Consider the following 23,304-nt stretch of genomic DNA (forward strand, 5'->3'; position numbering starts at 1 on the left):
AACGGATGCCTGTTCCACTGGGCCCATGCATTCGCAGCAGCTGGTCACGCGCTCCCACATCGACTTCGGTCGCGTGTGGTCCTCTTCCTGTTGAGCCGACCCTCTGCGTCTTCCTCCGTCTCCTCCCCGCCCGCGGCGTCCGTTCCGACGCCGTCGGTGTCACCTTCACCTGTGCGGCACTGAGCTTCCCTCCCCTCGCTCTTTTCCCTTTTCCCTGTTCTCTTCGCCCGAAAGAGACGCATGCCTCTCACGCCCAGCCGTGAGTCCGCGCCGTCCGTGCGCCGGACCACGGCCGACGACCCGTTGGCGCGCCCGCTCCTCGACGAGCTGGCGTACGAGTACACGACCCGGTACGGCACCGCGCACGACCTGAGCCGCTATCCGGCGGAGGAGTTCGCCCCTCCCCACGGCGCCTTCCTGCTCCTCCTGGAGGAGGGCCTGCCGGTGGCGGGCGGCGCCTACCGCCGTTACGACGAGCACACCGCCGAGCTGAAGCGGATCTGGACCCACTCGGCGCACCGCAGGCGCGGACTCGCCCGCCGCGTCCTGACCGCGCTGGAACGGGAGGCCGCCGTCCGCGGCTACTCCCGGATCTACCTGACGACCGGGCCGCGCCAGCCGGAGGCCAGGGGCCTCTACCTGGCGAGCGGCTACCGCCCGCTCTTCGATGTGTCCGCCGATCCCGAGACGATCGGCCCGCTGCCGTTCGAGAAGTTCCTGGAGAACCCGAAGCCATGAGTACGCGCACGAGTTCCGGCCCCGCACGCACCAGCCTGGCCTTCGCCCTGATCACCGTCGCCGCGTTCGGGCTCACCGCCTGCGCGGGCGGCGAGCCCGCGACCGTGCCGGCCGGGGCCCCGGGCGCGGCGAAGGGGTCGCTCCCCACCGAGGACGTGGTGGCGGGGGTGAGGAGGAACGAGGCCGCGGCGAAGCTGCTCCCCGCCGACGTGCGGCAGCGGGGCAGCTTCGCGGTCGCCGCCTCCGTCGGCTCCCCGCCCAGCTCCGCCTACCTGCCCGACGGCAGGACCGTGGTGGGGGTGGACGCCGACTTCACCGCGGCGGTGGCGAAGGCCCTGGGCCTGGAGCCGAAGCGCGAGGCCGTCGGCTTCGAGGCGATCCTGCCGGCCCTCGGCACCGGCAAGTACGACGTGGGCACCGGGAACTTCGGCGTGACCGAGGAGCGGCGCAAGACGATCGACTTCGTCACGTACGTCAACGACGGGCAGGGCTTCGCGACCCGTGCCGACAGTCCGCTGAAGGAGATCACCGACCTCACCCAGCTGTGCGGCCTGAAGGTGGCGGTGGACGCCGGCACCACCTTCGAGCGGACCCTGGAGGAGAACAGGGGCCGGTGCGCGGCGGCGGGGAAGAAGCCGTACGGGATCGACGTCTACAACCAGACCGGGGCCGTCTGGATGGCGCTCCAGCAGGGCCGCAGCGACGTCGTGATGAGCACGATCAACGGCCTGCGGTACGCGGTGACGCAGCAGAAGGGCATGAAGTTCCTCAACGAGTACCGGCGCCTCGACGTCGGCTTCGCCTTCAAGAAGGGCACACCGCTCGCGCCGGCCTTCCAGGCCGCGGTGAACGGCCTGAAGGCCGACGGGACGTACGACCGGATCCTGAGGAAGTGGGGGGTGACGGGCTCGGGCATCGAGCGCTCGCGGATCTCCCCGCCGGAGATCCCCGCGCCGGAGAAGTAGCCGGTACGAGGGGGGCGGCGGGAGGTTCCCGGCGGGCCGTCAGCAGTCGCAGCCGCAGTCGCAGCAGCAGCCGTCCCCCTCGCAGCAGGAGGAGCAGTTGCTGCAGCAGTCGCAGCAGTCGCAGCAGTTGCCGGGGTCGCACTGGCCGCAGAGTCCGTCGCGCCGCTCCCGGCTCCAGGGGTCCTCGTAGGTCCCGCAGCACATCTGGCAGGTGCAGGCGAGGCCGACCCAGAGGGCGCATCCGGCGATCAGCCCGCGCCGGCCGGGCGGTCCGGGCGGGAACGGCCCGCCGGGACCGCCGGGACCGGGACCACCGGGACCGGGGGCGTAGGGTCCTCCCGGCCCTCCGGGGCCGCCGGGTCCGGGCGCGAACGGGTTGCCGGTGCCCGGCCCCCCGGGGGCGTACGGGTTCCCCGGCACCGGCCCCTGTCCGGCGCCGTGCGCCCCGTGCGAGCAGGTCGTCGTGCCGAAGGCGCGGTCCACCGAGGTGCGCAGCTCGTGGGCGAGCAGCACGTGGACCAGCCTGCCGTCGGCGAACCGGGCGTCCTTCAGGGCGAGGCGTATGCCGTGCAGGGCGTCGTCGGCGAGCCGGCGGGCCTCCTCGCGGGAGGTGCCGGTCGCGGTGAGCGGGTTCCAGGCGCCGCTCGCCGCGTCGGTGTCCTGGTCCTCCACGGCGTCGAGGAGGTGGGCGAGCCGGCCGAAGAGGCGGCCGGCCTCGGCGAGGGGCGCGGCGTTCTCCGGGCGGCCCGCGAGGACGGCGGTGTGCGCGAAGGCGGCGGCGGTCGCGGTCTCGGTCGGCTCGGTGACGGCGAGCAGGGGCGTGCCGGGTCCGGCGAGGGCCTCGATGCCGGTCTGGCGGTCGACGGCGTCGACGAGGACGGCGGTGTCGAAGCCGAGGGCGCGGCCGGTCCTGGCGCCGGCCCGGTCCCAGGAGCGGGCGACGCGCCGGGCCGCGGCGGCGACGGGCCGGCGCGCCAACAGGCCGTCCCGGTCGGCGACGTGGTCCCGCACCTTCGCCGAGGCGAGGACGAGCGAGACGGCGGCGGCGAGCCTGGCCCCTTCGCCCCGGGCCACGGGCGCGGTCCGCATGCCGCGCAGCGGGCAGGGTCCCGCGGTGCGGCGGCCCCCCGCCGCGCTGCCGGTCTGAGCCTCCGTCAGGACCGAGACGATGAGCCCGTCGTAGTTGGTGACGACCCGGGCGAACTGGCCGTGGTCGGCGCGCAGGGCCAGGCAGAGGCCGCAGAGGTGGGCCATCCACTCGGTCTTGAGGCCGTCGGTGAGCCGGTGCGTGCAGGGTCTGACGATTCCGAACAAGGACTCCCCCGTGAGTCGTGGCCCCGGGCCGCCCCGAAAGGCGTCCGGAAGCGGTGCGCAAGGTCGTACGGAGGGCCGTACGAAGGGCCGCCGAGCGGCCTCGCGGCATCGTAGCGAGCGGTCCCGTTCACCCGTACGCGCCCGTCGTCACTCTTCCGGCACGACTTTCATATTTTCATCTGCATGGCCCCCCGCCAGGACCCGTATACCGCACGTTTCCTGACGTATCGCCAGGAAACCGCCCTCACGTTCTGCACCAGTACCGTCACGAATCCCCTGCACGGCGCTTATCCGTTTGGCGCGCGATCCGCATCATGGACGACGATGGGGACATGCGGAACCACAAGTGACCGCGTTGAAAGGAGGCGTCGATGGGATCGGTGCGCAAGGCAAGTGCCTGGCTGGGACTCGTCGAGGACAGCGACGAGCGTTACTACGACGACGAGTACGCCGACGGTGCCGAGAGCGGCGACGCCTGGGTGACGGACCCCCGGGTCCGGGTGGCCACGGACACGGCCGAGGACCGGGGCCGCCGGATCGCCACCGTCTCCCCGGACGGCTTCCGGGACGCCCGGGGCATCGGCGAGCTCTTCCGGGAGGGCGTCCCGGTCATCGTGAACCTGACGGCGATGGAGCCGGACGACGCCAAGCGCGTCGTCGACTTCGCCGCCGGCCTCGCCTTCGGCCTGCGCGGTTCCATCGAGCGCGTGGCGACCCGGGTCTTCCTGCTGACCCCCGCCGACACCCGGATCGTCAGCGAGGGCGGCCGGCGCCCGCAGGACGGCTTCTTCAACCAGAGCTGAGCGGGTCCGCCGGTCCGGCCGGGCCCCTCCCGACGGACCGGGTCAGCGCGCCGGACGTCGTCCCGAGCCGGCGGGCTCGATCGCTTCCCGGGTCGCGGGCACCCGCGGCTCGGACACCCCGGGCGGCCCCGCCTTCCGGGCGGGCTCCACGGACCGCGCCGGATCGCCGTCGGCCCTCAGCGCGTCCGCGGCGCCCGGGTGCTCCTCGCCCCCGGGATCCACCGGGCACTCCATGACCCGGGGCAGCCGCAGGGCCATCAGCGCGCCGGCGAGCAGCAGCGCGGCGCTGACGCAGAGCGTGACGTGCAGGCCGTCCACGAAGGAGTGACGGGCGGCCTGGTGCAGGGCGGCGCCGGCGGTGCCGCCGAGCCGGTCGGCCACCTGGTAGGCCTCGCCGAGCGAGTTCGCGGCGGCCCGGCCCGCCTCCTCGGGCACCCCGGGGACCCCGCGGAGACCGGGGGCGTACGCCGCGTTCATCACGCTGCCGAGCAGCGCGATGCCCATGCCCGCGCCGAGCTGGTACGAGGTCTCCCCGATCGCCGCCGCGCCGCCCGCGCTCTTCTGCGGCGCCTCGCTGAGCATCGATTCGTACGCCGAGAAGAGCGTGGTCTGCAGGCCGAAGCCGAGCAGGACGAAGCCCACCGTGAGCAGCAGCGGCCGGTCGTGCTCCCCCATGAGGACGAGCAGCAGCACGGCGCCGGCCGTGAGCACGAAGCCCCAGCCGACCATCCGGCGCGGCCCGATCCGGCGCAGGGTGTACGAGCCGGTGGCGCCGGCCGCCATGGCGGCGAAGGTCAGCGGAAGGAGCCGGAGGCCGGTCTCCAGGGGGCTGAGGCCGAGGACCAGCTGGAGGTACTGGACGGCGATGAGCTCCAGGCCGACCAGGGCCAGCATGGCCAGGACGATGCAGCCGACCGAGGTGGTGAAGGCGGGTCGGGCGAAGAGGCCCGTGTCGATCAGCGGGTGCGGGCGCCGCCGCTGCCGCCGCACGAAGAGGACGAGGAGCGCGGCACCGAGCAGCAGCGGCCCGGCGGTGGGCAGGGCGAGCAGCGGGTCGCCGGCCCCGGCGCGCTTGACGCCGAGGACGCAGCCGAGCACTCCGGCCGCGGCCATGAGGGCGCCGAGGACGTCCCAGGGCCCGTCGGCGGCGCCCCGCGACTCGGGCAGCAGGCGGCGGCCGAGCGGCAGGATCAGCGCCATCAGCGGGATGTTGATGAGGAAGACGGAGCCCCACCAGTAGTTCTCGACGAGGAAGCCGCCGAGCACCGGTCCGGTGGCGGCGCCGATCGCGGCGACCGCCGTCCAGACCCCGATGGCGGTGGCGCGCTCCCGCCGGTCGGGGAAGACCGCCCGGAGGATGGAGAGCGTGGCGGGCATGATCATGGCGCCGCCGACGCCGAGCAGCGCGCGGGCCGCGATGAGGACGGAGGACTCGGTGGCGAGGGCGGCGACCGCGGAGGCGACACCGAACAGTGCGTAACCGAGCAGCAGGACCCGGCGTCTGCCCACCCGGTCCCCGAGGGTGCCGAAGAGGATGAGGAGCGAGGCACAGATCAGGGGGTAGGCGTCGACGATCCAGAGCAGCGCGGTGGAGCTGGGGCGCAGGTCCTCGGTGAGCGAGGGGACGGCGACGTGGAGGATGGTCGCGTCCAGGGCGACCAGGAGGAGGCTGACGCAGAGGACGACGAGGACGACCCAGCGGTTGGCACCACCGCCCGCGGCGGCACGGGGTCGTGCTGGGGCCGTGTTCGTCCGCGACATGTACGTACCTCCCAGTGAAGCTCTCGCGCTCGGTGGGCCCCGACCAGGGGTTGTCTCCCCGGAGCGGCCCGGCATCGACGGGCGAGTGAGCCGCCAGCGTACGCGAGTTCAAGCATCGAGCGCGTGGCGCACCTCTCACCCCGTCGGGGCGCCCGGTGTGGCGTACGCCACTCGGGTCGGCGCGCGGATCGTACGGAATTCCACACGGACGCCCGTTCGGAACAATTCCCGGTCGTTCAAACATTCATCCGGAATGCGCCTTCGGAGAATGGGATGGCGGGCCATCCGATTTCCGGACGGCCGCCGCCGACGAGCCGCTCTTCACGAGCCGCTCAACATCACATCGTCATCACGAAGGGAGCGGTTTGACGGGGTCGGCTTCTCACTCCCTGTAACGTCGATTGGGTGCGTACCGACATCTTTGCCCGGCTGGACCGGGAGCCGGAACCGCCGAAGATAGAGGTCCCGGGGATGACCCGCACGCGTCTCGCCCTCTTCGGCGGGACGTCGGCGTTCTATCTCGCCATCGTCGTGGCGGTCCTGCTGTCGACCCGGCTGGTGGCCCTCGACTGGAAGATCATGCTGTTCCGGCCCTACCAGCAGTGGCCGGAGCTGCACGCCTTCCTCGACTACTACGTCGTCCTCGGTCAGCGCGGCCCCACGGCCGTCATGGTGGCCGCCTGGCTGGGCTGGCGCTCCTGGCGCCAGCACACCCTGCGCCCCCTGCTGTGTCTCGGCGCCGCCCTTCTGCTGCTCAACGTCTCGGTCGGCTCGGTCAAGCTCGGACTGGGCCGGCTCGGACCCCACTACGCGACGCAGGTCGGCTCCGCCGAGCTCTTCGCGGGCGGCGATATATTCCCTTCCGGCCACACCGCCAACGCGGTCGTGACCTGGGGGATCCTGGCCTATCTGGCGACCACCCCACGGGCCCGGCGCTATCTGTCGGCGCTCTCCGCCGTGGTCGCCCTCGGCGTCGGCCTCACCACCGTCTACCTGGGCACGCACTGGCTGAGCGACGTCCTGCTCGGCTGGGCGGCCGGCCTCCTGGTCCTGCTCGCGCTGCCCTGGTGCGAGCCGGCCCTGGCCGTGGCGGAGTCGTGGATCCTCGCCGCGCGCGACCGGCTGCGGGAGCGGCTGCGGGACCGGCGGCGGCTCGTGCCCTCGCTGCCGGTGGCGTCCGGAGGGCCCCGGCCGGGGTTCTTCCCGACCCGCCCGCCCGGCCCCGAGGAGCCGGTCCGGGAGCCCGTGGGGGTGGCCGGCGGCCGGCGCACCCCGGCGACCGGGGGCTGATCCGCGCCTCCTCCCCCGTACGCACGGAAGGGCCCCGGCCGGTCGGCCGGGGCCCTTCCCTGTGCGCCGGGCCGGGCGTCAGCCGAGCCAGCAGCGGGTGACGGCGCCGTCCTGGACCTCGAAGTTGATGCGCCCGGCGAGGTACTCCATGGTGATCATCGAGCCGGGCGGCAGGGAGCGGACGACGCTCCAGCCCCGGGTCCTGGCGAGCTGCTCGGCGCCTTCCGCGTCGAGGCCCACATAGGACTCGGGGGCGTCGCGGGGCGGTTCGGGAGTGCGCGGTGTGGGTGCCATGAACCTCACGTTAGTCCCTTGCCGGTCACGCTTGTGTCACAAGTTCTCGACATGAGTTTGCCGTGTCCCATGTCACCCGGAAGGCCGGACGCCCGCCTCTTCTCCGCCGTCTCTCCCGCTATTTCCCGGAAATGCCCCGGACTTCTCCCCGAAGAGGGAAAGGGCCGGTGGAACGCGAACGATCGGCTCTCGCCGCGCGGGCTTCCGGAATTGTTTCCACGGCACCCGCGCGGAGCGCTCACTCTTCCCTCACACAATGCCTACACCGCCCGAACACCCCGGCGCGGGCGTCAGGAGCCCGTACCGGAACCGCCGTCCGCCCGGTCGAGGGCCCGGGACAGACGGTCCCTGAGCTCCCGGACCCACCCGGTGAGCTCCGGCGGATCGACCACCTCGAAGTCGAGGCCCAGCATCACCACGTGGAACACCAGGACGTCGAGGCCGTGCGCCCCCGTGCGCAGCAGACAGGCCGCGTCCCCGTCGGCCTCCAGGACGCCGTCCAGCGGGCCGACGGCCGCGGCGGCCTCGGCGAGCGGCACGAGCAGCCGGACCGTCGCCTCCGTGGTGTAGGCGCTCCTGGACACGCCCTTCGCCACATAGGCCGCCAGGTCCTCGGCGGGCGGTTCGCGGGGCGTGAAGCGGGGGCCGTGCGGCGGGGCGGGCTCGATCCGGTCGGCCCGGAACGTCCGCCAGCCGGCCCGGTCCAGGTCCCAGGCGACCAGGTACCAGCGCCGCTCGGTGCAGACCAGGCGGTGCGGCTCCACCGTTCTGCGGGTGGCCGAGCCGCCGTGGTCCCGGTAGGCGAAGCGGAGCCGCTCGCTGTCCCGGCAGGCGTGGGCGAGCTCGGTGAGGACCTCCGGGTCGACCCGCTGGTCCGGCGTGCGCAGCAGGGGGACCGTGAAGGCGTTCAGCGCCCCGACGCGCCGCCGCAGCCGGCCCGGCAGGACCTGCTCCAGCTTGGCCAGGGCGCGGACGGAGCTCTCGCCGATGCCCTCGACGCCCTGTCCGGCGGCGGCGCGCAGGCCGACGGCGACCGCCACGGCCTCCTCGTCGTCGAGGAGGAGCGGCGGCAGCTCGGCCCCGGCCCCGAGCCGGTAGCCGCCGCCGGTGCCGGGGCCGGCGTGCACCGGGTAGCCGAGCTCCCGCAGCCGGCCGACGTCCCGCCGCACGGTGCGCGGGGTGACGCCGAGCCGGTCGGCGAGATCGGCGCCGGACCACTCGCGGTGGGCCTGGAGCAGTGAGAGCAGACGCAGCAGCCGTGCGGAGGTCTCCAACATGTGCCCGAGTCTGGCAGCCCTCGCGGACAGCCACCGTCCTCGGCGCGGACCGCTCCGGCGACCGGCGGAGGGCGCTCCGGCCGGGTCAGCGGAAGCGGCGGACCAGGCGGCCCGCCCGCGCCTTCTGGGCGTAGACGGCGTCGACGGCCCGGCCCACGCCCCGGTGGAGCGCGGCCCGCGCCGGGGGGTGGGTGCGCCGGGACGCGCCCCGGCCGAGGAGCTCCGTCCAGAGCGCCTCGTGCCGGGCGGCGATCCGGGCCGGGTCGAAGCGCTCGGAGGCGGCGAGGGCCGCCCGCGCCGTCTTCGCCCGCAGCTCGTCGTCCTCGATCAGCTCGCGCAGCGCCCGCGCGACCGCCGCCACGTCGTCGACCGGCACGAGACGCCCGTCGACCCCGTTCTCGATGATCTCGCGCGGCCCGTGCGGGCAGTCGGTGGAGACCACCGGGAGGCCGCAGCGCATCGCCTCCACGATCGTCATGCCGAAGGACTCGCGCCGGGAGGTCACGGCGGCGATCGACCCCTTGACCCACTCCGACTCCAGCGGGATGACCGACCCCATGAGGAAGGCCCGTCCCCCGAGGCCGCGCTCCTCGATCCGCCGGACGAGCGGCTCCCGGAGGTTCTGGACGGCGTCCCCGGAGCCGTAGATCCGCAGCTTCCAGTCGGGGTGGTCCCCGGCCAGCTCCGCGAAGGCGTCGATCAGCACGTCGTACCGCTTGACCCGGGTCAGCCGGCCCGCCGCGACGACCGTCTTCGCCGCCGGGTCGGCGGGCGGCAGCGAGGGCGCGGGCACGCTGTTGGGCACGGCCTCGATCCGTACGCCGGACAGCCCCAGCCTCCGGTAGGCGCGGGCGTCGGCCTCGGTGACCGTGGTGACGGCGTCGAGCAGCGCGTACTCGTGGGCGATGTCCCGGCGCAGCCGGTAGCCGTGGCCCTCCAGGGTCAGGTGCTCCTGGCCGATCAGGACGGGCCCGCGCCGAGCCTGCCGGGCGAGGTGGACGTTGAGCCCGGGGCGGGTGGCGACGAGGACGTCGGTCTCCACCCCGCGCAGGTGCTCCCCGATCCGGGCGTCGGTGAGGGCGCTGTACTGCTTCCAGCGTCCGTCGCCGCGCGGGAAGACCTCGGCGGGGCGGTGGAAGTCGGGGTGGTCCCCGTCGTACCCGGGGCTGTTCTTCCGCAGGTCGACGAGGTGACGCAGGGTCACCCCGCCGGGCAGGCCGAGCAGCGGGCGGTCGCGGTGGCGGAACACCGACACGATCTCGACCTCGTGACGCTCCGCCAGTTCCTCGGCGAGCGTGAAGGTGGCGCGGATCGTGCCGCCGTAGTGGTAGCCGTTGTGGAGCAGAAAGGAGATGCGCATCGCGCTGCCGGTTCCCCCCGGTCAGTTGGTCGGTCGCCCGACTGTACTTGCCGGGGCGGCGCCGGTGCTCCCGCGCGGGCGGGCGGGGTCGTCAGAGCGGGGAGATCCGCAGCATGGTGCCGACGGCGACCCGGTTCGGATCGGCCCCGATCAGGCTCCGGTTCGCCGTGTACAGCGCCTGCCAGCCGCCCTTGATCCCGAAGCGGCGGGCGATCGAGCTGAGGGTGTCGCCGGCCTGGACGGTGTGGACGCGCCCGCTCAGGCCGTACCGCTTGGAGCAGACGGGCCAGGCACCCCAGCCCTGGGTGCGCAGCACCGCCTCGGCGACCTTGATCTGCTGCGCGCGGGTCGCCAGGTCGGCGCGCCAGGCGTAGGCGAGGCCGCCGTGCTCGACCCAGGTGGGCTGCCAGAACTGGAGGCCGCCGTAGAAGCCGTTGCCGGTGTTGACGTGCCAGCGCCCGCCGCTCTCGCACTCGGCGACGCAGCCCCACGGCCACTGGTCCTGCGCGCAGGCGTACGCGGGCACGGAGGCGGTCGTCGTACGGGGCGCGGCGACGGCCTGGGACCGGCTCTGCACCCGGTCGGGGGCCTGGGTCGCGGCCTGCGCGCGGGCGGGCGCCGGGGCCAGGGCGAGGAGCGCGGCCGCGGAGGCCGCCGCGAGGGAACCGGCCGTCAAAAATCTGATCTTCGACATCGCCGCAGGCTAGGCGGCCTCCCGGCGCCACCGGCCCGTGGCGCGCGGGACTCCGCCGGGACCCCACCCGGTCGGCGGCACCCTCCCGCCGTACGGTCCGGCCGCAACTTGTCCCGCATCCGCGCGTGACCCCGGCCGAGCCTGACCCGTTGAACTCGGCATGAGACGACCGGGAACGGCCCGGCGTCCGCCCGTACCGAGTCCAGGGAGCCCCCCGTGCCGCGCATGCTCGACGTCAGCGAGGACGTACGCGCCGAGATCGGCGACGAAGAAGCCGACCGGCTGCTCGACGGCGACAACGCCCCGGGCCACTACGACTGCACCTCCTGCCGCACGCCGGGGGACTCCGAGCAGGAGCGCACCAGCACGGTGCTGTTCGTCGGCGAGGAGACGGCGGTCCTCGCGTTCGCCCACGCCGGCTGCATCCCCTCCCAGGTCGTCCGAGTCGCGGAGGAGCAGCTCCAGGGCGCCGTCGCCTCCATCACGGCCTCGGACGCCGCCGACGCCCTCTCCGCCTCCCACCCCGAGCAGGCCGTGCTCGGGGTCACCAGCGGGCTCGTCCTGATCCGGGGCGAGCTGCACCCGGCCCTGGTGGTGGAGCCGACCGCCCCGGTGGCACGCCCCGGGTCGGGCGGCCTCGTCGACGAGTTCCTGCCGCTCCTGGCCGAGCAGGGCTTCCAGCCGGTCGTGGACCTGGAGACGGCGCCGGCGACGCTGCCGGGCTGGTCGGTCCTGGTCGCCATGGGCCGGCTCCACTCGGTGCTCCAGCCGGGTCCGGGCGGCGCCGGGCAGGCCGCCTGGTGGCAGGCGCACCAGCCGCTCCAGGTCACCGACGGCTGGCGCGCGGCGGCCAACAAGTCGCACACGGTCCTGGTCTTCGCCGCCCCGGTGGGCTCGATCGGCCAGCAGCCGCGCGAGGACCTGCTGCGCGACGCCCTGGAGAAGGCCGCCGCGAACGGACGCCTGGTCGCCGCCGCGATGCCCCTGGCCGGCACGTGACGAAGGACGCGCGGCAGGGCTCGGGCTGGGTGCGGGTCGCCGGGGTGCCGGCGGAGCGGGGGACGCCGGGAGCCGGGGCTCCGCCCGTGTCGCGTCCGCGGCGGGCTCCCCTTTCGGAGAGCCGCCCGCATCCGACGGGCGGCGGGGTCGTTGGCACCTACGTGCACCCATACGACCCTTTCCTCCAGCCGCATCCGAGTCAGATCCCCTCCATGCGCCCCGCGCCGGACGTCACGGCGGGCCCTTCGCCCACGCCGATCTACGACGCCCTGTACTTGGAGTACCGCAGGTCGTTCCGGACCTTGCCGGGCGATCGCAGCGGCGAGGAGGGACTGGCCTTCCGGGCCTTCGGCACGACGCTGGGCGCGGGCGGGCGGGGGCGCCGGCACGCGGCCCCCGCGGCGTGGACGGACCGGGCCCCGGCGCCACCGCCCCCGCAGGTGCCCCGCCCGGCGCTCCCGCCGGGGATCCGCGGGGGGCTGTAGGACCGAACGGCCGGGGGCCGGTACCCGCTACGGGTACCGGCCCCCGGCCGTGTCGCGCGGCGCCGCCGGCGCGCGGTGCTACTTCTTGCGGCCGCGCTTCTCGCGCACCCGGACCGAGATGTGGATCGGGGTGCCCTCGAAGCCGAACTCCTCGCGGAGGCGGCGCTCGATGAAGCGGCGGTAGCCGGCCTCCAGGAAGCCCGAGGCGAAGAGGACGAACCGGGGCGGCTTGGTGCCCGCCTGCGTGCCGAAGAGGATGCGGGGCTGCTTGCCGCCGCGGACCGGGTGCGGGTGGGCGGCGACGATCTCGCCGAGGAAGGCGTTCAGCCGGCCGGTGGGGACGCGGGTCTCCCAGCCGGCGAGGGCGGTCTCGATGGCCGGGACCAGCTTCTCCATGTGGCGGCCGGTCTTGGCGGAGACGTTGACCCGGGGCGCCCAGGAGACCTGCTGCATCTCGGTCTCGATCTCGCGCTCCAGGTAGTAGCGGCGCTCCTCGTCCAGCTCGTCCCACTTGTTGTAGGCGATGACGATGGCGCGGCCCGACTCGACCGCCATCGTGATGATGCGCTGGTCCTGGACGGAGATGGTGTCGGTGGTGTCGATGAGGATGACGGCCACCTCCGCCTTCTCGACGGCGGCCGCGGTCCGCAGGGAGGCGTAGTAGTCCGCGCCCTCCTGGAGGTGGACCTTCTTGCGGATGCCGGCGGTGTCGACGAACTTCCACGTCACGCCGCCGAGCTCGATCAGCTCGTCGACCGGGTCGCGGGTGGTGCCGGCCAGCTCGTTGACGACGACCCGGTCCTCGCCCGCCACCTTGTTGAGCAGGGAGGACTTGCCGACGTTCGGGCGGCCGATGAGGGCGATGCGGCGCGGGCCGCCGACGGCGTTGCCGAAGCGCTGCGCGGGGGCCTCGGGCAGCTTCTTCAGGACCTCGTCCAGGAGGTCGCCGGTGCCGCGGCCGTGCAGCGAGGAGACGGGGAACGGCTCGCCCAGGCCCAGCGACCAGAGCATGGCCGCGTCGGCCTCGCCGGACTGGCCGTCGACCTTGTTGGCGGCGAGGACGACCGGCTTCCCGGCGCGGCGGAGCAGCTTGACGACGGCCTCGTCGGTGTCGGTGGCGCCGACGGTGGCGTCCACGACGAAGAGGCAGGCGTCGGCGGCCTCGATGGCGAACTCGGCCTGGGCGGCGACGGACGCGTCGATGCCGAGGACGTCCTGCTCCCAGCCGCCGGTGTCGACGACCTTGAAGCGGCGGCCGGCCCATTCGGCCTCGTAGGTGACGCGGTCGCGGGTGACGCCCGGCTTGTCCTCGACGACGGCCTCGCGGCGGCCGATGATGCGGTTCACCAGGGTCGACTTGCCGACGTTCGGGCGGCCGACGACGGCGAGGACGGGGAGCGGGCCGTGCCCGGCCTCCTCGATCGCGCCCTCGATCTCCTCCGCGTCGAAGCCCTCTTCCGCGGCGAGCTCCATGAACTCCGCGTACTCGGCGTCGCCAAGTGCCCCGTGGTCGTGCTGGTCGTTCATGAAGTCCGTTCCTCGATCATTCGTGGTCGGTGGTTCCCGGACGGCGGGTTCCACTACTGAGAGTCTCGCTCAGCGCCCGGTGAGGCGCCTGGCGTTTTCCAGGTGGGCGGTGAGCTTCCCCTGGATCCGTACGGTGGCCTCGTCCAGCGCCCTGCGGGTACGGCGGCCCGAGCCGTCGCCCGCCTCGAAGGCGTCGCCGAAGACGACGTCGACGCGGCCGCGCAGCGGGGGCAGGGCCTTGACGAGCCGTCCCCGGCGGTCGGTGCTGCCCAGGACGGCGACCGGGACGATCGGCGCCCCGCCGCGGACCGCGAAGTACGCGAGGCCCGCGCGCAGCGAGGCGAAGTCGCCCTCGCCCCGGGTGCCCTCGGGGAAGATCCCGAGGACGCCGCCCTGTTCCAGGACGCCCAGGGCGTCCGCTATCGCGGTGCGGTCGGTGCCGTGCCGGTCCACCTCGACCTGTCCGATGCCCTTCAGGAAGCCGCCGAGCGGGCCGACGAACGCCTCCTTCTTGATGAGGAAGTGCACGGGGCGGGGGGCGGTGCCCATGAGCATGGGGCCGTCGATGTTGTGCGCGTGGTTGACGGCGAGGATGACGGGGCCGGAGGCCGGCACCCGCCAGGCGCCGAGGACGCGCGGCTTCCACAGCCCGTACATCAGCCCGATGCCGATGCCGCGGCCGACGGCGGCGCCCTTCGCGGAGGGCACGGTCACCTGACGGCCGCCCTCTTCTCGTCCACGAGGGTGACGACGCACTCGATCACCTGGTCGAGCGTGAGGTCGGTGGTGTCGACCTCGACGGCGTCGTCGGCCTTGGCGAGCGGGGAGGTCTTGCGGCTGGAGTCGGCCGCGTCCCGCTTGACCAGGGCCTCCTGGGTGGCGCGTACGTCGGCGCCCTTGAGCTCGCCGGAGCGGCGGGCGGCGCGGGCCTCGGGCGAGGCGGTGAGGAAGATCTTCAGGTCGGCGTCGGGCAGGACGGTGGTGCCGATGTCCCGGCCCTCGACGACGATGCCGTGCGCGGCGCCCCTGGCGATGGTCCGCTGGAGCTCGGTGATGAGCGCGCGGACCTCGGGGACGGCGCTGACGGCGCTGACCTTGGAGGTGACCTCTTCGGTGCGGATGGGGCCGGAGGCGTCGGCGCCGTCCACGGTGATGGTGGGCCGGGACGGGTCGGTGCCGGAGACGATGACCGGCTTGGCGGCGGCGTTGGCGACGGCCCCGGCGTCGGAGACGTCCACGCCGTTGCTGATCATCCACCAGGTGATCGCCCGGTACTGGGCGCCGGTGTCGAGGTAGCTCAGTCCCAGCTTGGCGGCGACCGCCTTCGAGGTGCTCGACTTGCCCGTGCCGGACGGCCCGTCGATGGCGACGATCACGGATTCCACGGTGGGAACACCTTCCTGGGGTGGGGTGACAGGACCCGGCGGAGACGCGACGGGCTCCCCCAAGGTTACCGAGTCCCACGCACCCGTTCGGCCCAGCCCGTGCCGGACCCCCGGGACCCGCGGGTCCCGGGCCCGCGTCAGCCCGTGCGCAGGGCCCAGCCGCGCTCCTGGAGGGCCGCGCCGAGGGCCGGGGCCGCCGAGGGCTCCACCATGAGCTGGACCAGGCCGGCCTGCTGGCCGGTCGCGTGCTCGATGCGGACGTCCTCGACGTTGACCCCCGCGCGGCCCGCGTCGGCGAAGATCCGGGCCAGTTCGCCGGGCCGGTCGCTGATGAGGACGGCGACGGTCTCGTAGGCGGCGGGGGCGGCGCCGTGCTTGCCGGGGACGCGGGAGCGCCCGGCGTTGCCGCGGCGCAGGACGTCCTCGACGCCGGTGGCGCCGTCCCGGCGCTCGTCCTCGTCGGCGGACTGGAGGGAGCGCAGGGCGCGGACGGTCTCGTCGAGGTCGGCGGCGACGCCGGAGAGGACGTCGGCGACGGGGCCGGGGTTGGCGGAGAGGATCTCGACCCACATGCGGGGGTCGGAGGCGGCGATCCGGGTGACGTCGCGGATGCCCTGCCCGCAGAGGCGCACGGCCGACTCGTCGGCCTCCTCCAGGCGCGCGGCGACCATGGACGACACCAGCTGCGGGGTGTGGGAGACCAGGGCGACGGCCCGGTCGTGGGCGTCGGCGTCCATGACGACGGGGACGGCCCGGCAGAGGGCGACGAGCTCCAGGGCGAGGTTGAGGACCTCGGTGTCGGTGTCCCGGGTGGGGGTGAGGACCCAGGGGCGGCCCTCGAAGAGGTCGGCGGTGGCGGCGAGCGGGCCCGAGCGCTCCTTGCCGGACATCGGGTGGGTGCCGATGTACGCGGTGAGGTCGAGGCCGAGGGCCTCCAGCTCCCGCTTCGGTCCGCCCTTGACGCTGGCGACGTCCAGGTAGCCGCGGGCGAGGCCCGAGGCCATGGCCCCGGCGAGGGTGGTGGCCACGTGGGCGGGGGGCACGGCGACGACGGCGAGGTCCACGGGGCCCTCGGGCGCCTCGTCGGTGCCGGCGCCGAGCGCGGCGGCGGTGCGGGCGCGGGCCGGGTCGTGGTCGCGCAGGTGGACGGTGACGCCCCGGCCGGCGAGGGCGAGGGCGGCGGAGGTGCCGATCAGGCCGGTTCCGATGACGAGCGCTGTTCTCACTGGGCGATGTCCTTGCGCAGGGCGGCCGCGGCGCCGAGGTAGACGTGCGCGATCCGGGTCTTGGGCAGCTCGGTCTCGACGTGGGCGAGGAGCCGGACGACCCTCGGCATGGCGCCCTCGACGTCGAGTTCCCGGGCGCAGAGCAGGGGGACGTCGACGAGCCCGATGTGCCGGGCCGCGGCGGCGGGGAAGTCGCTGTGCAGGTCGGACGTGGCGGTGAACCAGATGCTGATGAGGTCGTCGGCGGTGAGGCCGTTGCGTTCGAGGACGGTGGTGAGCAGCTCCTCGACCCGCTCGCGCATGTGCCCGGCCTCGTCCCGGTCCAGCTGGACGGCGCCTCGGACCGCTCGTACCGCCACGTCGTGCTCCTTCTGCTGCGTCGGTGCTCCGTTCAGCCTAGTCAGCGGCGGGGCGCGGGAAGCACGGCGCCCGCTCTCCGAGACGGGGCGGGCGCGGCGTTCCGCCGTCCGGAGTACGGACGCGGGCGTGTCGCGGGACCCGGCGGGGGCGCCTGGCCAGGCTGGCGCCATGACGTCTCCCCGCGCGTGCCGCCGTACCGTCCTGTTCGCCGCCGCGGCCCTGACGACGACGGGCTGCGGCTCGGACGGCGGCGGGGACGGGGGTGACGGCGGTACGACGGCGGGCACGGACGCCCCGGGGACGCCGGAGGCCCCGAGCGGCTCCGCGTCCCCCGGCGGCGACGGCGGGGCGCTGGCCAGGACCTCCGAGATCCCGGTCGGCGGCGGCACGGTCTTCCCGGAGGAGAAGGTGGTGGTGACGCAGCCGACGGCCGGCGAGTTCAGGGCGTTCTCGGCGGTCTGCCCCCACCAGGGGTGCCTGGTGAACAAGGTCGCGGACGGCACCGTCGACTGTCCCTGCCACGGTTCGAAGTTCCGCGTCGCGGACGGCTCGGTGGTGACGGGCCCGGCCACCCGCCCCCTCCCCGCCGAGCAGATTATCGTCTCGGAGGAGACGATCACCCTCGCGTAACCTGCCCGGCATGACTCCGGACGAGCTGGTGCGCGAGCACACGATCTACTCCTGTGTGACGGGTTCGCGCGCCTTCGGTCTGGCGACCGAGGGCAGCGACACGGACGTGCGGGGCGTCTACCTCGCCCCGACGCCGCTGTTCTGGCGCTTCGACAAGCCCCCGGCGCACGTGGAGGGGCCGCGCGAGGAGCAGTTCAGCTGGGAGCTGGAGCGCTTCTGCGAGCTGGCCCTGCGCAACAACCCGAACGCCCTGGAGTGCCTCCACTCCCCCGTGGTCGAGTACGCCGACGACCTGGGCCGGGAGCTGATCTCCCTGCGCGGCGCCTTCCTCTCCCGGCAGGCCCACCGGACGTTCGTGCGGTATGCGGACGGGCAGCGCCGCAAGCTGGACGCGGACGTGCGCCAGTACGGGCATCCGCGCTGGAAGCACGCCATGCACCTGCTGCGGCTCCTGGCGAGCTGCCGGGACCTGCTGCGCACGGGCGAGCTGCGCGTCGACGTCGGCGGGGACCGCGACCGCCTCCTCGCGGTCAAGCGCGGCGAGGTGCCCTGGCCGGAGGTCGAGTCCTGGATGAACCGCCTCCAGGAGGAGGCCGACCTGGCCCACGACGCCTCCCCACTGCCCGCCGCCCCGGACCACGCGCGCGTGGAGGACTTCCTGACCCGCGCCCGCCGCGCGTCAGCCCTGCGGGAGCTGTAGCCGGACGCCGGGGTTCAGGCGTCCCAGAGGGCGCCGAAGGCGACGAGGTCGCTCCGGTACTCGACGCGGTCCGCCCACTCCCCCGGCCAGGCGTCCGCGCCGAGGCGGGCGCCGGCGAAGGCGCCCGCGAGGGCGGCGATCGAGTCGGAGTCGCCGCGGGTGCAGGCGGCCCGGCGCAGGGCGGTGAGGGGCTCGTCGGGGAAGAGGAGGAAGCAGAGCAGCCCGGTCGCGAGGGCCTCCTCCGCGATCCAGCCGTCGCCGGTGTACGTGCAGGGGTCGAGCTCCGGGTCGGCCGTGCGCTGGACGGCGTCCAGGCGCTCCAGGACCGCCAGACACTCGTCCCAGCCGCGCTCGGCGAAGTGCCGGGCGGAGGGGTCCTGGGAGCGGGTCCACAGGTCGCCGAGCCACTCCTCGTGGTAGCGGGAGCGGTTCTCGTACGCGTACGAGCGGAGCTGTCCGACGAGTCCGGCCGGGTCCACGCCCCGCGCGAGGAGGTGCACGGCGCGGGCCGTCAGGTCGGAGGCGGCGAGCGCGGTGGGGTGGCCGTGGGTCAGCGCCGCCTGGAGCTGCGCGGCCCCGGCCCGCTGCTCGTCGCTCAGGCCGGGGACGAGGCCGACGGGGGTGACCCGCATGTTGGCGCCGCAGCCCTTGGAGTGGATCCGGCTGGCGTCCTGCCAGAGCCGGTCGCCGTCGAGGAGTTCGCAGGCGCGCAGACAGGTGGTGCCGGGGGCCCGGTTGTTGTCCGGGGAGTGGTACCAGTCGACGAACTCCTCGCGGACCGGACCGGTGAGGTGGTCCGGGGCGAGGACGCCCGTGTCCATGGCCGTGCGGATGCCCCGGGCGAAGGCGAGGGCCATCTGGGTGTCGTCGGTGACGTACGCCTTTCCGTCCCTGACGGGGAGTTCCATCTCCCGCCAGGGTCCGCACTTCGCGAGGATCGAGGGCACGTCGTCGAACTCGGTGGGAAAGCCGAGCGCGTCGCCGAGCGCGAGCCCGATCAGGGATCCGGTCGCGGCCCGCTTGACGGCGGTGGGTGCGTGGTTCACGAGGAGCGTCCTTCCGGTCGCAGGAGGGGCGGGTGGAGGGCCGTGGCCCCGCCCGCCCGGTAGAGGGCGGCCGGTTTCCCCCGTCCGCCGGTGAGGCGCGGCGGCCCCTCCACGGCCCGGACGAAGCCGGGCGTGGCGAGGACCTTGCGCCGGAAGTTGGGGCGGTCGAGCTCGACGCCCCAGACCGTCTCGTAGACCTGCCGCAGCTCGCCGAGGGTGAACTCGGGCGGGCAGAAGGCGGTGGCGAGGCAGGTGTACTCCAGCTTGGCGCCCACCCGTTCGTGGGCGTCGGCGAGGATCCGGTCGTGGTCGAAGGCGAGCGGCCCGTGCGTCCCGTACGGGATCCACCGCGCCTGGGCCGCGTCCCCGCCGCCGCGCGGCTCGGGCGGGTCCGGTACGAGGGCGGTGAAGGCGACGGAGACGACCCGCATCCGCGGGTCGCGGTCCGGCTCGGTGTAGGTGCGGAGCTGTTCGAGGTGGAGTCCGGCGACGGTGGCGACGGAGAGGCCGGTCTCCTCGGCGAGTTCGCGGCGGGCGGCGGACTCGGCGGACTCGCGGGGCAGCACGAAGCCGCCGGGCAGCGCCCAGGACCCGGCGTACGGCTCCCGGGCGCGTTCGACGAGGAGGACGTGGAGGCGCTCCTCGCGGATCGTGAGGACGGCGAGGTCGACGGTGACGGCGAACGGCTCGAAGGCGCGGGGGTCGTAGCCCTCGGGGGCCCGGCGGGCGGTCATCGGCGCTCCGGCAGGGGATCGGTGAAGCGGGGGCCCTCGGCGAGCAGCGCGTCCACGGCGGCGACGGCGGTGGCGAGCCGTTCCTCGTGCGGTCCGGTGAGCACGACCGTGCGGCGGCCGGAGTGCGCGAGCTGGGTGAGGAAGCGGGCGGTCATCCAGGGCCGCAGGTGCTCCCCGTCGCGCAGCCCGTCGTCCTCGAAGTCGACGCCCCGGTGGTCGGTGAGCAGCCAGAGGTGCTGACGGCCCCGGGCGGCGATCTCGCCGGTGTCGGCGCTGGTGGTGCCCATGTACCGCTCGTGCCAGATGGTGGTGGCGAAGGCGTCGGTGTCGCAGAAGAGCACGGGCGAGCCGTCGCGGGCGGCCTCCTCCTCCAGTTCGGCCTGGCGCTGGGCGATGACGGGGAAGTCGGAGGAGCGGAAGACGACGTCCGGCCAGGTGGCGCCGGGGTGTTCGGCCCGCAGCTCGGCGAGCTTGAGCTCGCTGTACTCGCGGCCGTACTCCGGTACGTACCGGGTGCGGGCCCAGACGCCGCCGCGCCGCCGGTAGTGGTCGGCGAGGGCGAGGGCCATGGTGGTGGTGCCGGTGGACTCGGCTCCGAGGACGACGACCCGGCGGGTGAGCGCGGCCCGTACGGGTGTCTCCAGGAAGTCCCAGCAGCCGGCGGTGTCCGCGCGGACGGCGGTGCCGGAGACGGGGAAGCGGACGCGGTCGGGGTCGACGAGGACGGAGTCGGCGCCGAAGCGGCGGCCGAGCTCCTCGCCGTACGGCTCCGAGGTGAAGACGGCGTCGACGCGTTCGGGCACGGCGGCCCGGAAGACCCGCATGTGGGCCTCCCACACGTCGGGGTCGTGGAGGTCGACGGGGTGGTCGTCGACGGCGCCGACGACGAGGGCGTCGGGGTGGACCTCGCGCATCCAGGCGACGCGCTCCTCCAGGGGGACGGATTCGGCGGAGGAGGCGCAGACGAGGACGGTGAGGCGGTCGCAGCGGTCGAGGGCGGTGCGGACGAGGTGGTGGTGGCCGGCGTGCGGCGGATAGAACTTGCCGAGGACGAGGCCGTGCCCGTAGCGCTTCACGCCGTCGCCTCCGTCGTCTCCGCCGTTTCCACCGCCGGTCGGCGGGCCCCCGTGAGGTCCCTGGTCCAGCCGCGCAGGCCGATTGCGCAGAGCGTCATGAAGCCGACGTACAGCAGGGAGGTCAGGTACAGGCCCTTGTGCGCGTACAGCGGCACGTAGACGACGTCGGCGGCGATCCAGAGCCACCAGGACTCCAGGCGCTTCCTGCACTGGCCGTAGGTGGCCGTCAGGGAGAGCGCGGTCGTCAGGGCGTCCCAGAAGGGGACGGTCGAGTCGGTGGCGCGGTCGAGCAGCAGGGTGAGCCCGAGGGTCCCCACCACCCCCGCCGTGAGCAGCCACGCCCATTCGGCGCTCGTGGTGCGGCGCACCGGAAGGGTGTCGGAGCCCGGTCCACCCCCGTGGGTCCAGGTCCACCAGCCGTACACGGCGAGGGTGATGAAGACGATCTGGAGGCCGGCGTCGGCGTAGAGCCCGGCCTGTGCGAAGAGCAGGACGAAGAAGAGGTTGTTGGCGATGCCGACGGGCCAGTTGGCCACGTGCTGGCGGGCCACGAGCCAGACGCAGAGCGCTCCGCTGCCGAAGCCCAGGACCTCGGTCCAGCTGACCGGGGTGTCCAGGACGGTGAGGAGCGGCCGTTGCAGGGGTTCGAGCAGGGTCGCGAGGCTCATGCCCGCCTCCTTAAGAGTCATGTTGACTATAAAGGGTGGCGGGCCGCGCCCACAAGGGCCGGACGCGGACGCAAAGGGGCCCGTGACCGCCGGAACGGTCACGGGCCCCTTCGTACGGACGCCCGGGCGGTGCTACATGCCGACTTCCTTCATCAGCATGCCGACCTCCGTGTTGGTCAGGCGGCGCAGCCAGCCCGACTTCTGGTCGCCCAGGCCGATCGGGCCGAAGGCCGTGCGGACCAGCTTCTCGACCGGGAAGCCGGCCTCGGCCAGCATCCGGCGCACGATGTGCTTGCGGCCCTCGTGCAGGGTGACCTCGACCAGGTAGTTCTTGCCGGTCTGCTCCACCACGCGGAAGTGGTCGGCGCGGGCGTAGCCGTCCTCCAGCTCGATGCCGTCCTTGAGCCGCCGGCCGACCTCGCGGGGCAGCGGGCCGGTGATGGCGGCCAGGTAGGTCTTCTTCACGCCGTACTTCGGGTGCGTGAGGCGGTGGGCCAGCTCGCCGTGGTTGGTGAGCAGGATGATGCCCTCGGTCTCCGTGTCGAGCCGGCCGACGTGGAAGAGCCGGGTCTCGCGGTTGGTGACGTAGTCGCCGAGGCACTGGCGGCCGTCCGGGTCCTCCATGGTGGAGACGACGCCGGCGGGCTTGTTCAGGGCGAAGAAGAGGTACGACTGGGTGGCGACGGTCAGGCCGTCCACCTTGATCTCGTCCCTCTCCGGGTCGACGCGCATGCCCTGCTCGACCACGATCTCGCCGTTGACCTCGACCCTGGCCTGCTCGATCAGCTCCTCGCAGGCGCGGCGCGAGCCCATGCCGGCGCGGGCGAGGACCTTCTGCAGCCGCTCGCCCTCCTGCTCGGCGCCGGGGAAGGTCTTGGGGGTCTTGATCTCGGGCTTGCCGGCGTACCGCTCCCGGTTCCGCTCCTCGGTGCGGGCGTCGTACTCGCGCGAGCGGGCGGGCGCCGTACGGCCGCCGCCGCGCTGCGGGGACTGCCGGGGGCCGCCCTTGGCCCCGCCGCGCGCGGCGTCGCCGCGACCGCGCCTGGGCGGGCCGTCCGGGCGGCCGGCGAGGCCCTCCACGTCGTAGCTGCGCTCCTCCGGGCGCGGCCGGCGCGGGCTGCCGCCGCCCTGGCCGCCCTGGCGGGAGCCGCCGCCCTGGCCGCCGGGACGACCGCCGCCCTGGCCCGGGCGCCCGCCGCCCTGGCGGTCGTCGCGGCCGTTGCCGGCGCCGCGGTGGTTGCCGCGTCCGCCGCCGTTCCCGCCTCCGCCGCCGTTCCCGCGACCGCCACCGCTGCCGCCGCGGCCGCCGCTGTTGCCACCACGGCTCCCGCCGTTGTTTCCGCTGCTGTTCCTGCCGCTGCTGCTTCGCATCAAAGTTCCGTCTTGTCGTCTACGTCTGCGTCGGGTTCGAACGACGGGACGCCTTCGAGGGAGTCCGGCTCGACCGCCTCCGCCTCGGGGAGGAAGGGCGCGAGCTCGGGGAGTTCGTCCAGGCCGCGCAGGCCCGTCCGCTCCAGGAAGTAGTTCGTCGTCCTGTACAGGATCGCACCTGTTTCGGGTTCCGCGCCCGCCTCCTCCACCAGACCCCGCTGGAGGAGGGTCCGCATCACGCCGTCGCAGTTGACCCCGCGGACCGCCGAGACGCGGGAACGGCTGACCGGCTGGCGGTACGCGACCACCGCGAGGGTCTCCAGGGCCGCCTGGGTGAGCCGGGTCTGCCGGTCCTCCAGGACGAAGGCCTCGACGGCCGGGGCGTACGCGGGGCGGGTGTAGTAGCGCCAGCCCCCGGCGACCTGGCGCAGCTCGAAGCCGCGGCCCTGGGCGGTGTACTCGTCGGCCAGCTCGCGCAGGGCGTCGGCGACCTCCCGGGGGGAACGGTCGAGGACCTTGGCGAGGTGGGCCTCGGTGGCGGGCTCGTCGACGACCATGAGGACGGCCTCGAGGGAGGGCTTGAGGTCGGTGTCGGTGCGAG

Annotated in this window: 25 protein-coding genes; 8 read left to right on the forward strand and 17 right to left on the reverse strand. The window is 74.2% G+C overall.

The features are described 5' to 3' along the window. Positions 1 to 240 precede the first annotated feature (240 nt). Together ACFY7E_RS15330 and ACFY7E_RS15335 are read left to right on the forward strand one after the other, a co-directional pair. The gene (locus ACFY7E_RS15330; RefSeq protein ID WP_389484868.1) at positions 241 to 738 is read left to right on the forward strand and encodes a GNAT family N-acetyltransferase; all 498 of its coding nucleotides are present in this window, start codon (positions 241 to 243) and stop codon (positions 736 to 738) included. Beyond that, positions 735 to 1,703 (forward strand): ABC transporter substrate-binding protein, encoded by a 969-nt coding sequence (locus tag ACFY7E_RS15335; RefSeq protein ID WP_389484870.1) that lies wholly within the window; start codon positions 735 to 737, stop codon positions 1,701 to 1,703. Before ACFY7E_RS15330 ends, ACFY7E_RS15335 begins: the two co-directional genes overlap by 4 nt. 39 nt (positions 1,704 to 1,742) lie before the next feature. Here the strand turns inward: ACFY7E_RS15335 and ACFY7E_RS15340 are convergent, their stop codons facing one another. Beyond that, positions 1,743 to 3,017 carry a DUF5685 family protein gene (locus ACFY7E_RS15340; RefSeq protein WP_389484872.1) on the reverse strand — a complete coding sequence of 425 codons (1,275 nt, stop codon included), beginning with the start codon at positions 3,015 to 3,017 and terminating at the stop codon, positions 1,743 to 1,745. A 371-nt stretch (positions 3,018 to 3,388) separates the two neighbouring features. Between ACFY7E_RS15340 and ACFY7E_RS15345 the strand changes: the two genes are divergently transcribed. After that, positions 3,389 to 3,820 (forward strand): cell division protein SepF, encoded by a 432-nt coding sequence (locus ACFY7E_RS15345; RefSeq protein WP_383438824.1) that lies wholly within the window; start codon positions 3,389 to 3,391, stop codon positions 3,818 to 3,820. A 42-nt stretch (positions 3,821 to 3,862) separates the two neighbouring features. Here the strand turns inward: ACFY7E_RS15345 and ACFY7E_RS15350 are convergent, their stop codons facing one another. Beyond that, positions 3,863 to 5,581: an MFS transporter gene (locus ACFY7E_RS15350; RefSeq protein ID WP_389484874.1), complete on the reverse strand. Its 1,719-nt coding sequence runs from the start codon at positions 5,579 to 5,581 to the stop codon at positions 3,863 to 3,865. Between the two features lie 471 nt (positions 5,582 to 6,052). On the opposite strand from ACFY7E_RS15350, the gene ACFY7E_RS15355 reads away from it, so the two are divergent. Then, positions 6,053 to 6,871 (forward strand): phosphatase PAP2 family protein, encoded by an 819-nt coding sequence (locus ACFY7E_RS15355; RefSeq protein WP_389484876.1) that lies wholly within the window; start codon positions 6,053 to 6,055, stop codon positions 6,869 to 6,871. A gap of 78 nt (positions 6,872 to 6,949) precedes the next feature. Here the strand turns inward: ACFY7E_RS15355 and ACFY7E_RS15360 are convergent, their stop codons facing one another. From ACFY7E_RS15360 to ACFY7E_RS15375, 4 genes are all read right to left on the reverse strand, one after another. After that, positions 6,950 to 7,165 carry an I78 family peptidase inhibitor gene (locus ACFY7E_RS15360; protein ID WP_383447816.1) on the reverse strand — a complete coding sequence of 72 codons (216 nt, stop codon included), beginning with the start codon at positions 7,163 to 7,165 and terminating at the stop codon, positions 6,950 to 6,952. Between the two features lie 290 nt (positions 7,166 to 7,455). Continuing rightward, entirely contained in the window at positions 7,456 to 8,442 is a 987-nt protein-coding gene (locus tag ACFY7E_RS15365; protein ID WP_383447819.1) for a helix-turn-helix transcriptional regulator, read from the reverse strand. A gap of 85 nt (positions 8,443 to 8,527) precedes the next feature. Continuing rightward, positions 8,528 to 9,802: a glycosyltransferase family 4 protein gene (locus ACFY7E_RS15370; RefSeq protein WP_389484879.1), complete on the reverse strand. Its 1,275-nt coding sequence runs from the start codon at positions 9,800 to 9,802 to the stop codon at positions 8,528 to 8,530. Between the two features lie 91 nt (positions 9,803 to 9,893). Beyond that, the gene (locus ACFY7E_RS15375; RefSeq protein WP_389484881.1) at positions 9,894 to 10,496 is read right to left on the reverse strand and encodes a transglycosylase family protein; all 603 of its coding nucleotides are present in this window, start codon (positions 10,494 to 10,496) and stop codon (positions 9,894 to 9,896) included. Between the two features lie 216 nt (positions 10,497 to 10,712). Between ACFY7E_RS15375 and ACFY7E_RS15380 the strand changes: the two genes are divergently transcribed. Then, positions 10,713 to 11,495, forward strand: coding sequence for a hypothetical protein (locus tag ACFY7E_RS15380; protein ID WP_389484883.1), 783 nt, complete (start codon positions 10,713 to 10,715; stop codon positions 11,493 to 11,495). Positions 11,496 to 11,707: 212 nt separating this feature from the next. Beyond that, complete coding sequence (locus ACFY7E_RS15385) at positions 11,708 to 11,980, forward strand: hypothetical protein (RefSeq protein WP_389484885.1); 273 nt, start codon at positions 11,708 to 11,710, stop codon at positions 11,978 to 11,980. A 78-nt stretch (positions 11,981 to 12,058) separates the two neighbouring features. Here ACFY7E_RS15385 and der read toward each other — a convergent pair whose 3' ends face one another. The 5 genes from der to aroH all read right to left on the reverse strand — a co-directional run bounded on the left by der (position 12,059) and on the right by aroH (position 16,477). Further along, entirely contained in the window at positions 12,059 to 13,507 is a 1,449-nt protein-coding gene (gene der / locus ACFY7E_RS15390; protein WP_383153044.1) for a ribosome biogenesis GTPase Der, read from the reverse strand. 69 nt (positions 13,508 to 13,576) lie between these two features. After that, entirely contained in the window at positions 13,577 to 14,164 is a 588-nt protein-coding gene (locus ACFY7E_RS15395) for a lysophospholipid acyltransferase family protein (RefSeq protein ID WP_389484979.1), read from the reverse strand. Between the two features lie 53 nt (positions 14,165 to 14,217). Further along, positions 14,218 to 14,892, reverse strand: a complete 675-nt coding sequence (gene cmk / locus ACFY7E_RS15400) for a (d)CMP kinase (protein ID WP_389484888.1) — start codon at positions 14,890 to 14,892, stop codon at positions 14,218 to 14,220. 137 nt (positions 14,893 to 15,029) lie between these two features. Further along, complete coding sequence (locus ACFY7E_RS15405) at positions 15,030 to 16,118, reverse strand: prephenate dehydrogenase (RefSeq protein WP_389484891.1); 1,089 nt, start codon at positions 16,116 to 16,118, stop codon at positions 15,030 to 15,032. After that, on the reverse strand, positions 16,115 to 16,477 hold the full coding sequence (gene aroH / locus ACFY7E_RS15410) for a chorismate mutase (protein ID WP_389484894.1): 363 nt from the start codon (positions 16,475 to 16,477) through the stop codon (positions 16,115 to 16,117). The genes ACFY7E_RS15405 and aroH overlap by 4 nt, the downstream gene beginning before the upstream one ends. A gap of 169 nt (positions 16,478 to 16,646) precedes the next feature. Here aroH and ACFY7E_RS15415 point away from each other — a divergent pair, with 169 nt between their 5' ends. Together ACFY7E_RS15415 and ACFY7E_RS15420 are read left to right on the forward strand one after the other, a co-directional pair. Continuing rightward, positions 16,647 to 17,108, forward strand: coding sequence for a Rieske (2Fe-2S) protein (locus ACFY7E_RS15415; RefSeq protein ID WP_389484896.1), 462 nt, complete (start codon positions 16,647 to 16,649; stop codon positions 17,106 to 17,108). Positions 17,109 to 17,118: 10 nt separating this feature from the next. Next, positions 17,119 to 17,808: a DNA polymerase beta superfamily protein gene (locus ACFY7E_RS15420; protein WP_389484899.1), complete on the forward strand. Its 690-nt coding sequence runs from the start codon at positions 17,119 to 17,121 to the stop codon at positions 17,806 to 17,808. 14 nt (positions 17,809 to 17,822) lie between these two features. Here ACFY7E_RS15420 and ACFY7E_RS15425 read toward each other — a convergent pair whose 3' ends face one another. The 6 genes from ACFY7E_RS15425 to scpB all read right to left on the reverse strand — a co-directional run bounded on the left by ACFY7E_RS15425 (position 17,823) and on the right by scpB (position 23,260). After that, positions 17,823 to 18,854, reverse strand: coding sequence for an ADP-ribosylglycohydrolase family protein (locus ACFY7E_RS15425; protein ID WP_389484901.1), 1,032 nt, complete (start codon positions 18,852 to 18,854; stop codon positions 17,823 to 17,825). Then, positions 18,851 to 19,588, reverse strand: a complete 738-nt coding sequence (locus tag ACFY7E_RS15430) for an NUDIX domain-containing protein (RefSeq protein ID WP_389484904.1) — start codon at positions 19,586 to 19,588, stop codon at positions 18,851 to 18,853. The genes ACFY7E_RS15425 and ACFY7E_RS15430 overlap by 4 nt, the downstream gene beginning before the upstream one ends. Beyond that, on the reverse strand, positions 19,585 to 20,664 hold the full coding sequence (locus tag ACFY7E_RS15435) for an AAA family ATPase (RefSeq protein ID WP_389484906.1): 1,080 nt from the start codon (positions 20,662 to 20,664) through the stop codon (positions 19,585 to 19,587). The genes ACFY7E_RS15430 and ACFY7E_RS15435 overlap by 4 nt, the downstream gene beginning before the upstream one ends. Then, positions 20,661 to 21,332 (reverse strand): nicotinamide riboside transporter PnuC, encoded by a 672-nt coding sequence (gene pnuC / locus ACFY7E_RS15440; RefSeq protein WP_389484909.1) that lies wholly within the window; start codon positions 21,330 to 21,332, stop codon positions 20,661 to 20,663. The genes ACFY7E_RS15435 and pnuC overlap by 4 nt, the downstream gene beginning before the upstream one ends. Positions 21,333 to 21,464: 132 nt before the next feature. Further along, a complete protein-coding gene (locus ACFY7E_RS15445) occupies positions 21,465 to 22,703 on the reverse strand; it encodes a pseudouridine synthase (protein WP_389484912.1) in 1,239 nt (412 codons plus the stop codon). Next, positions 22,703 to 23,260, reverse strand: coding sequence for an SMC-Scp complex subunit ScpB (gene scpB, locus ACFY7E_RS15450; RefSeq protein WP_389484981.1), 558 nt, complete (start codon positions 23,258 to 23,260; stop codon positions 22,703 to 22,705). Before scpB ends, ACFY7E_RS15445 begins: the two co-directional genes overlap by 1 nt. Positions 23,261 to 23,304: the final 44 nt, after the last annotated feature.

It is taken from the genome of Streptomyces sp. NPDC012825 (assembly GCF_042900925.1).
Classification (GTDB): domain Bacteria; phylum Actinomycetota; class Actinomycetes; order Streptomycetales; family Streptomycetaceae; genus Streptomyces.

What these genes read in the sequence shown, in the direction of transcription:
- ACFY7E_RS15330 (WP_389484868.1), top strand. Translation starts at nt 241, where the DNA reads ATGCCTCTCACGCCCAGCCGTGAGTCCGCGCCGTCCGTGCGCCGGACC.
- ACFY7E_RS15335 (WP_389484870.1), top strand. Translation starts at nt 735, where the DNA reads ATGAGTACGCGCACGAGTTCCGGCCCCGCACGCACCAGCCTGGCCTTC.
- ACFY7E_RS15345 (WP_383438824.1), top strand. Translation starts at nt 3,389, where the DNA reads ATGGGATCGGTGCGCAAGGCAAGTGCCTGGCTGGGACTCGTCGAGGAC.
- ACFY7E_RS15350 (WP_389484874.1), bottom strand. Translation starts at nt 5,581, where the DNA reads ATGTCGCGGACGAACACGGCCCCAGCACGACCCCGTGCCGCCGCGGGC.
- ACFY7E_RS15355 (WP_389484876.1), top strand. Translation starts at nt 6,053, where the DNA reads ATGACCCGCACGCGTCTCGCCCTCTTCGGCGGGACGTCGGCGTTCTAT.
- ACFY7E_RS15360 (WP_383447816.1), bottom strand. Translation starts at nt 7,165, where the DNA reads ATGGCACCCACACCGCGCACTCCCGAACCGCCCCGCGACGCCCCCGAG.
- ACFY7E_RS15365 (WP_383447819.1), bottom strand. Translation starts at nt 8,442, where the DNA reads ATGTTGGAGACCTCCGCACGGCTGCTGCGTCTGCTCTCACTGCTCCAG.
- ACFY7E_RS15370 (WP_389484879.1), bottom strand. Translation starts at nt 9,802, where the DNA reads ATGCGCATCTCCTTTCTGCTCCACAACGGCTACCACTACGGCGGCACG.
- ACFY7E_RS15375 (WP_389484881.1), bottom strand. Translation starts at nt 10,496, where the DNA reads ATGTCGAAGATCAGATTTTTGACGGCCGGTTCCCTCGCGGCGGCCTCC.
- ACFY7E_RS15385 (WP_389484885.1), top strand. Translation starts at nt 11,708, where the DNA reads ATGCGCCCCGCGCCGGACGTCACGGCGGGCCCTTCGCCCACGCCGATC.
- der (WP_383153044.1), bottom strand. Translation starts at nt 13,507, where the DNA reads ATGAACGACCAGCACGACCACGGGGCACTTGGCGACGCCGAGTACGCG.
- ACFY7E_RS15395 (WP_389484979.1), bottom strand. Translation starts at nt 14,164, where the DNA reads ATGTACGGGCTGTGGAAGCCGCGCGTCCTCGGCGCCTGGCGGGTGCCG.
- ACFY7E_RS15415 (WP_389484896.1), top strand. Translation starts at nt 16,647, where the DNA reads ATGACGTCTCCCCGCGCGTGCCGCCGTACCGTCCTGTTCGCCGCCGCG.
- ACFY7E_RS15420 (WP_389484899.1), top strand. Translation starts at nt 17,119, where the DNA reads ATGACTCCGGACGAGCTGGTGCGCGAGCACACGATCTACTCCTGTGTG.
- ACFY7E_RS15430 (WP_389484904.1), bottom strand. Translation starts at nt 19,588, where the DNA reads ATGACCGCCCGCCGGGCCCCCGAGGGCTACGACCCCCGCGCCTTCGAG.
- pnuC (WP_389484909.1), bottom strand. Translation starts at nt 21,332, where the DNA reads ATGAGCCTCGCGACCCTGCTCGAACCCCTGCAACGGCCGCTCCTCACC.
- ACFY7E_RS15445 (WP_389484912.1), bottom strand. Translation starts at nt 22,703, where the DNA reads ATGCGAAGCAGCAGCGGCAGGAACAGCAGCGGAAACAACGGCGGGAGC.
- scpB (WP_389484981.1), bottom strand. Translation starts at nt 23,260, where the DNA reads ATGGTCGTCGACGAGCCCGCCACCGAGGCCCACCTCGCCAAGGTCCTC.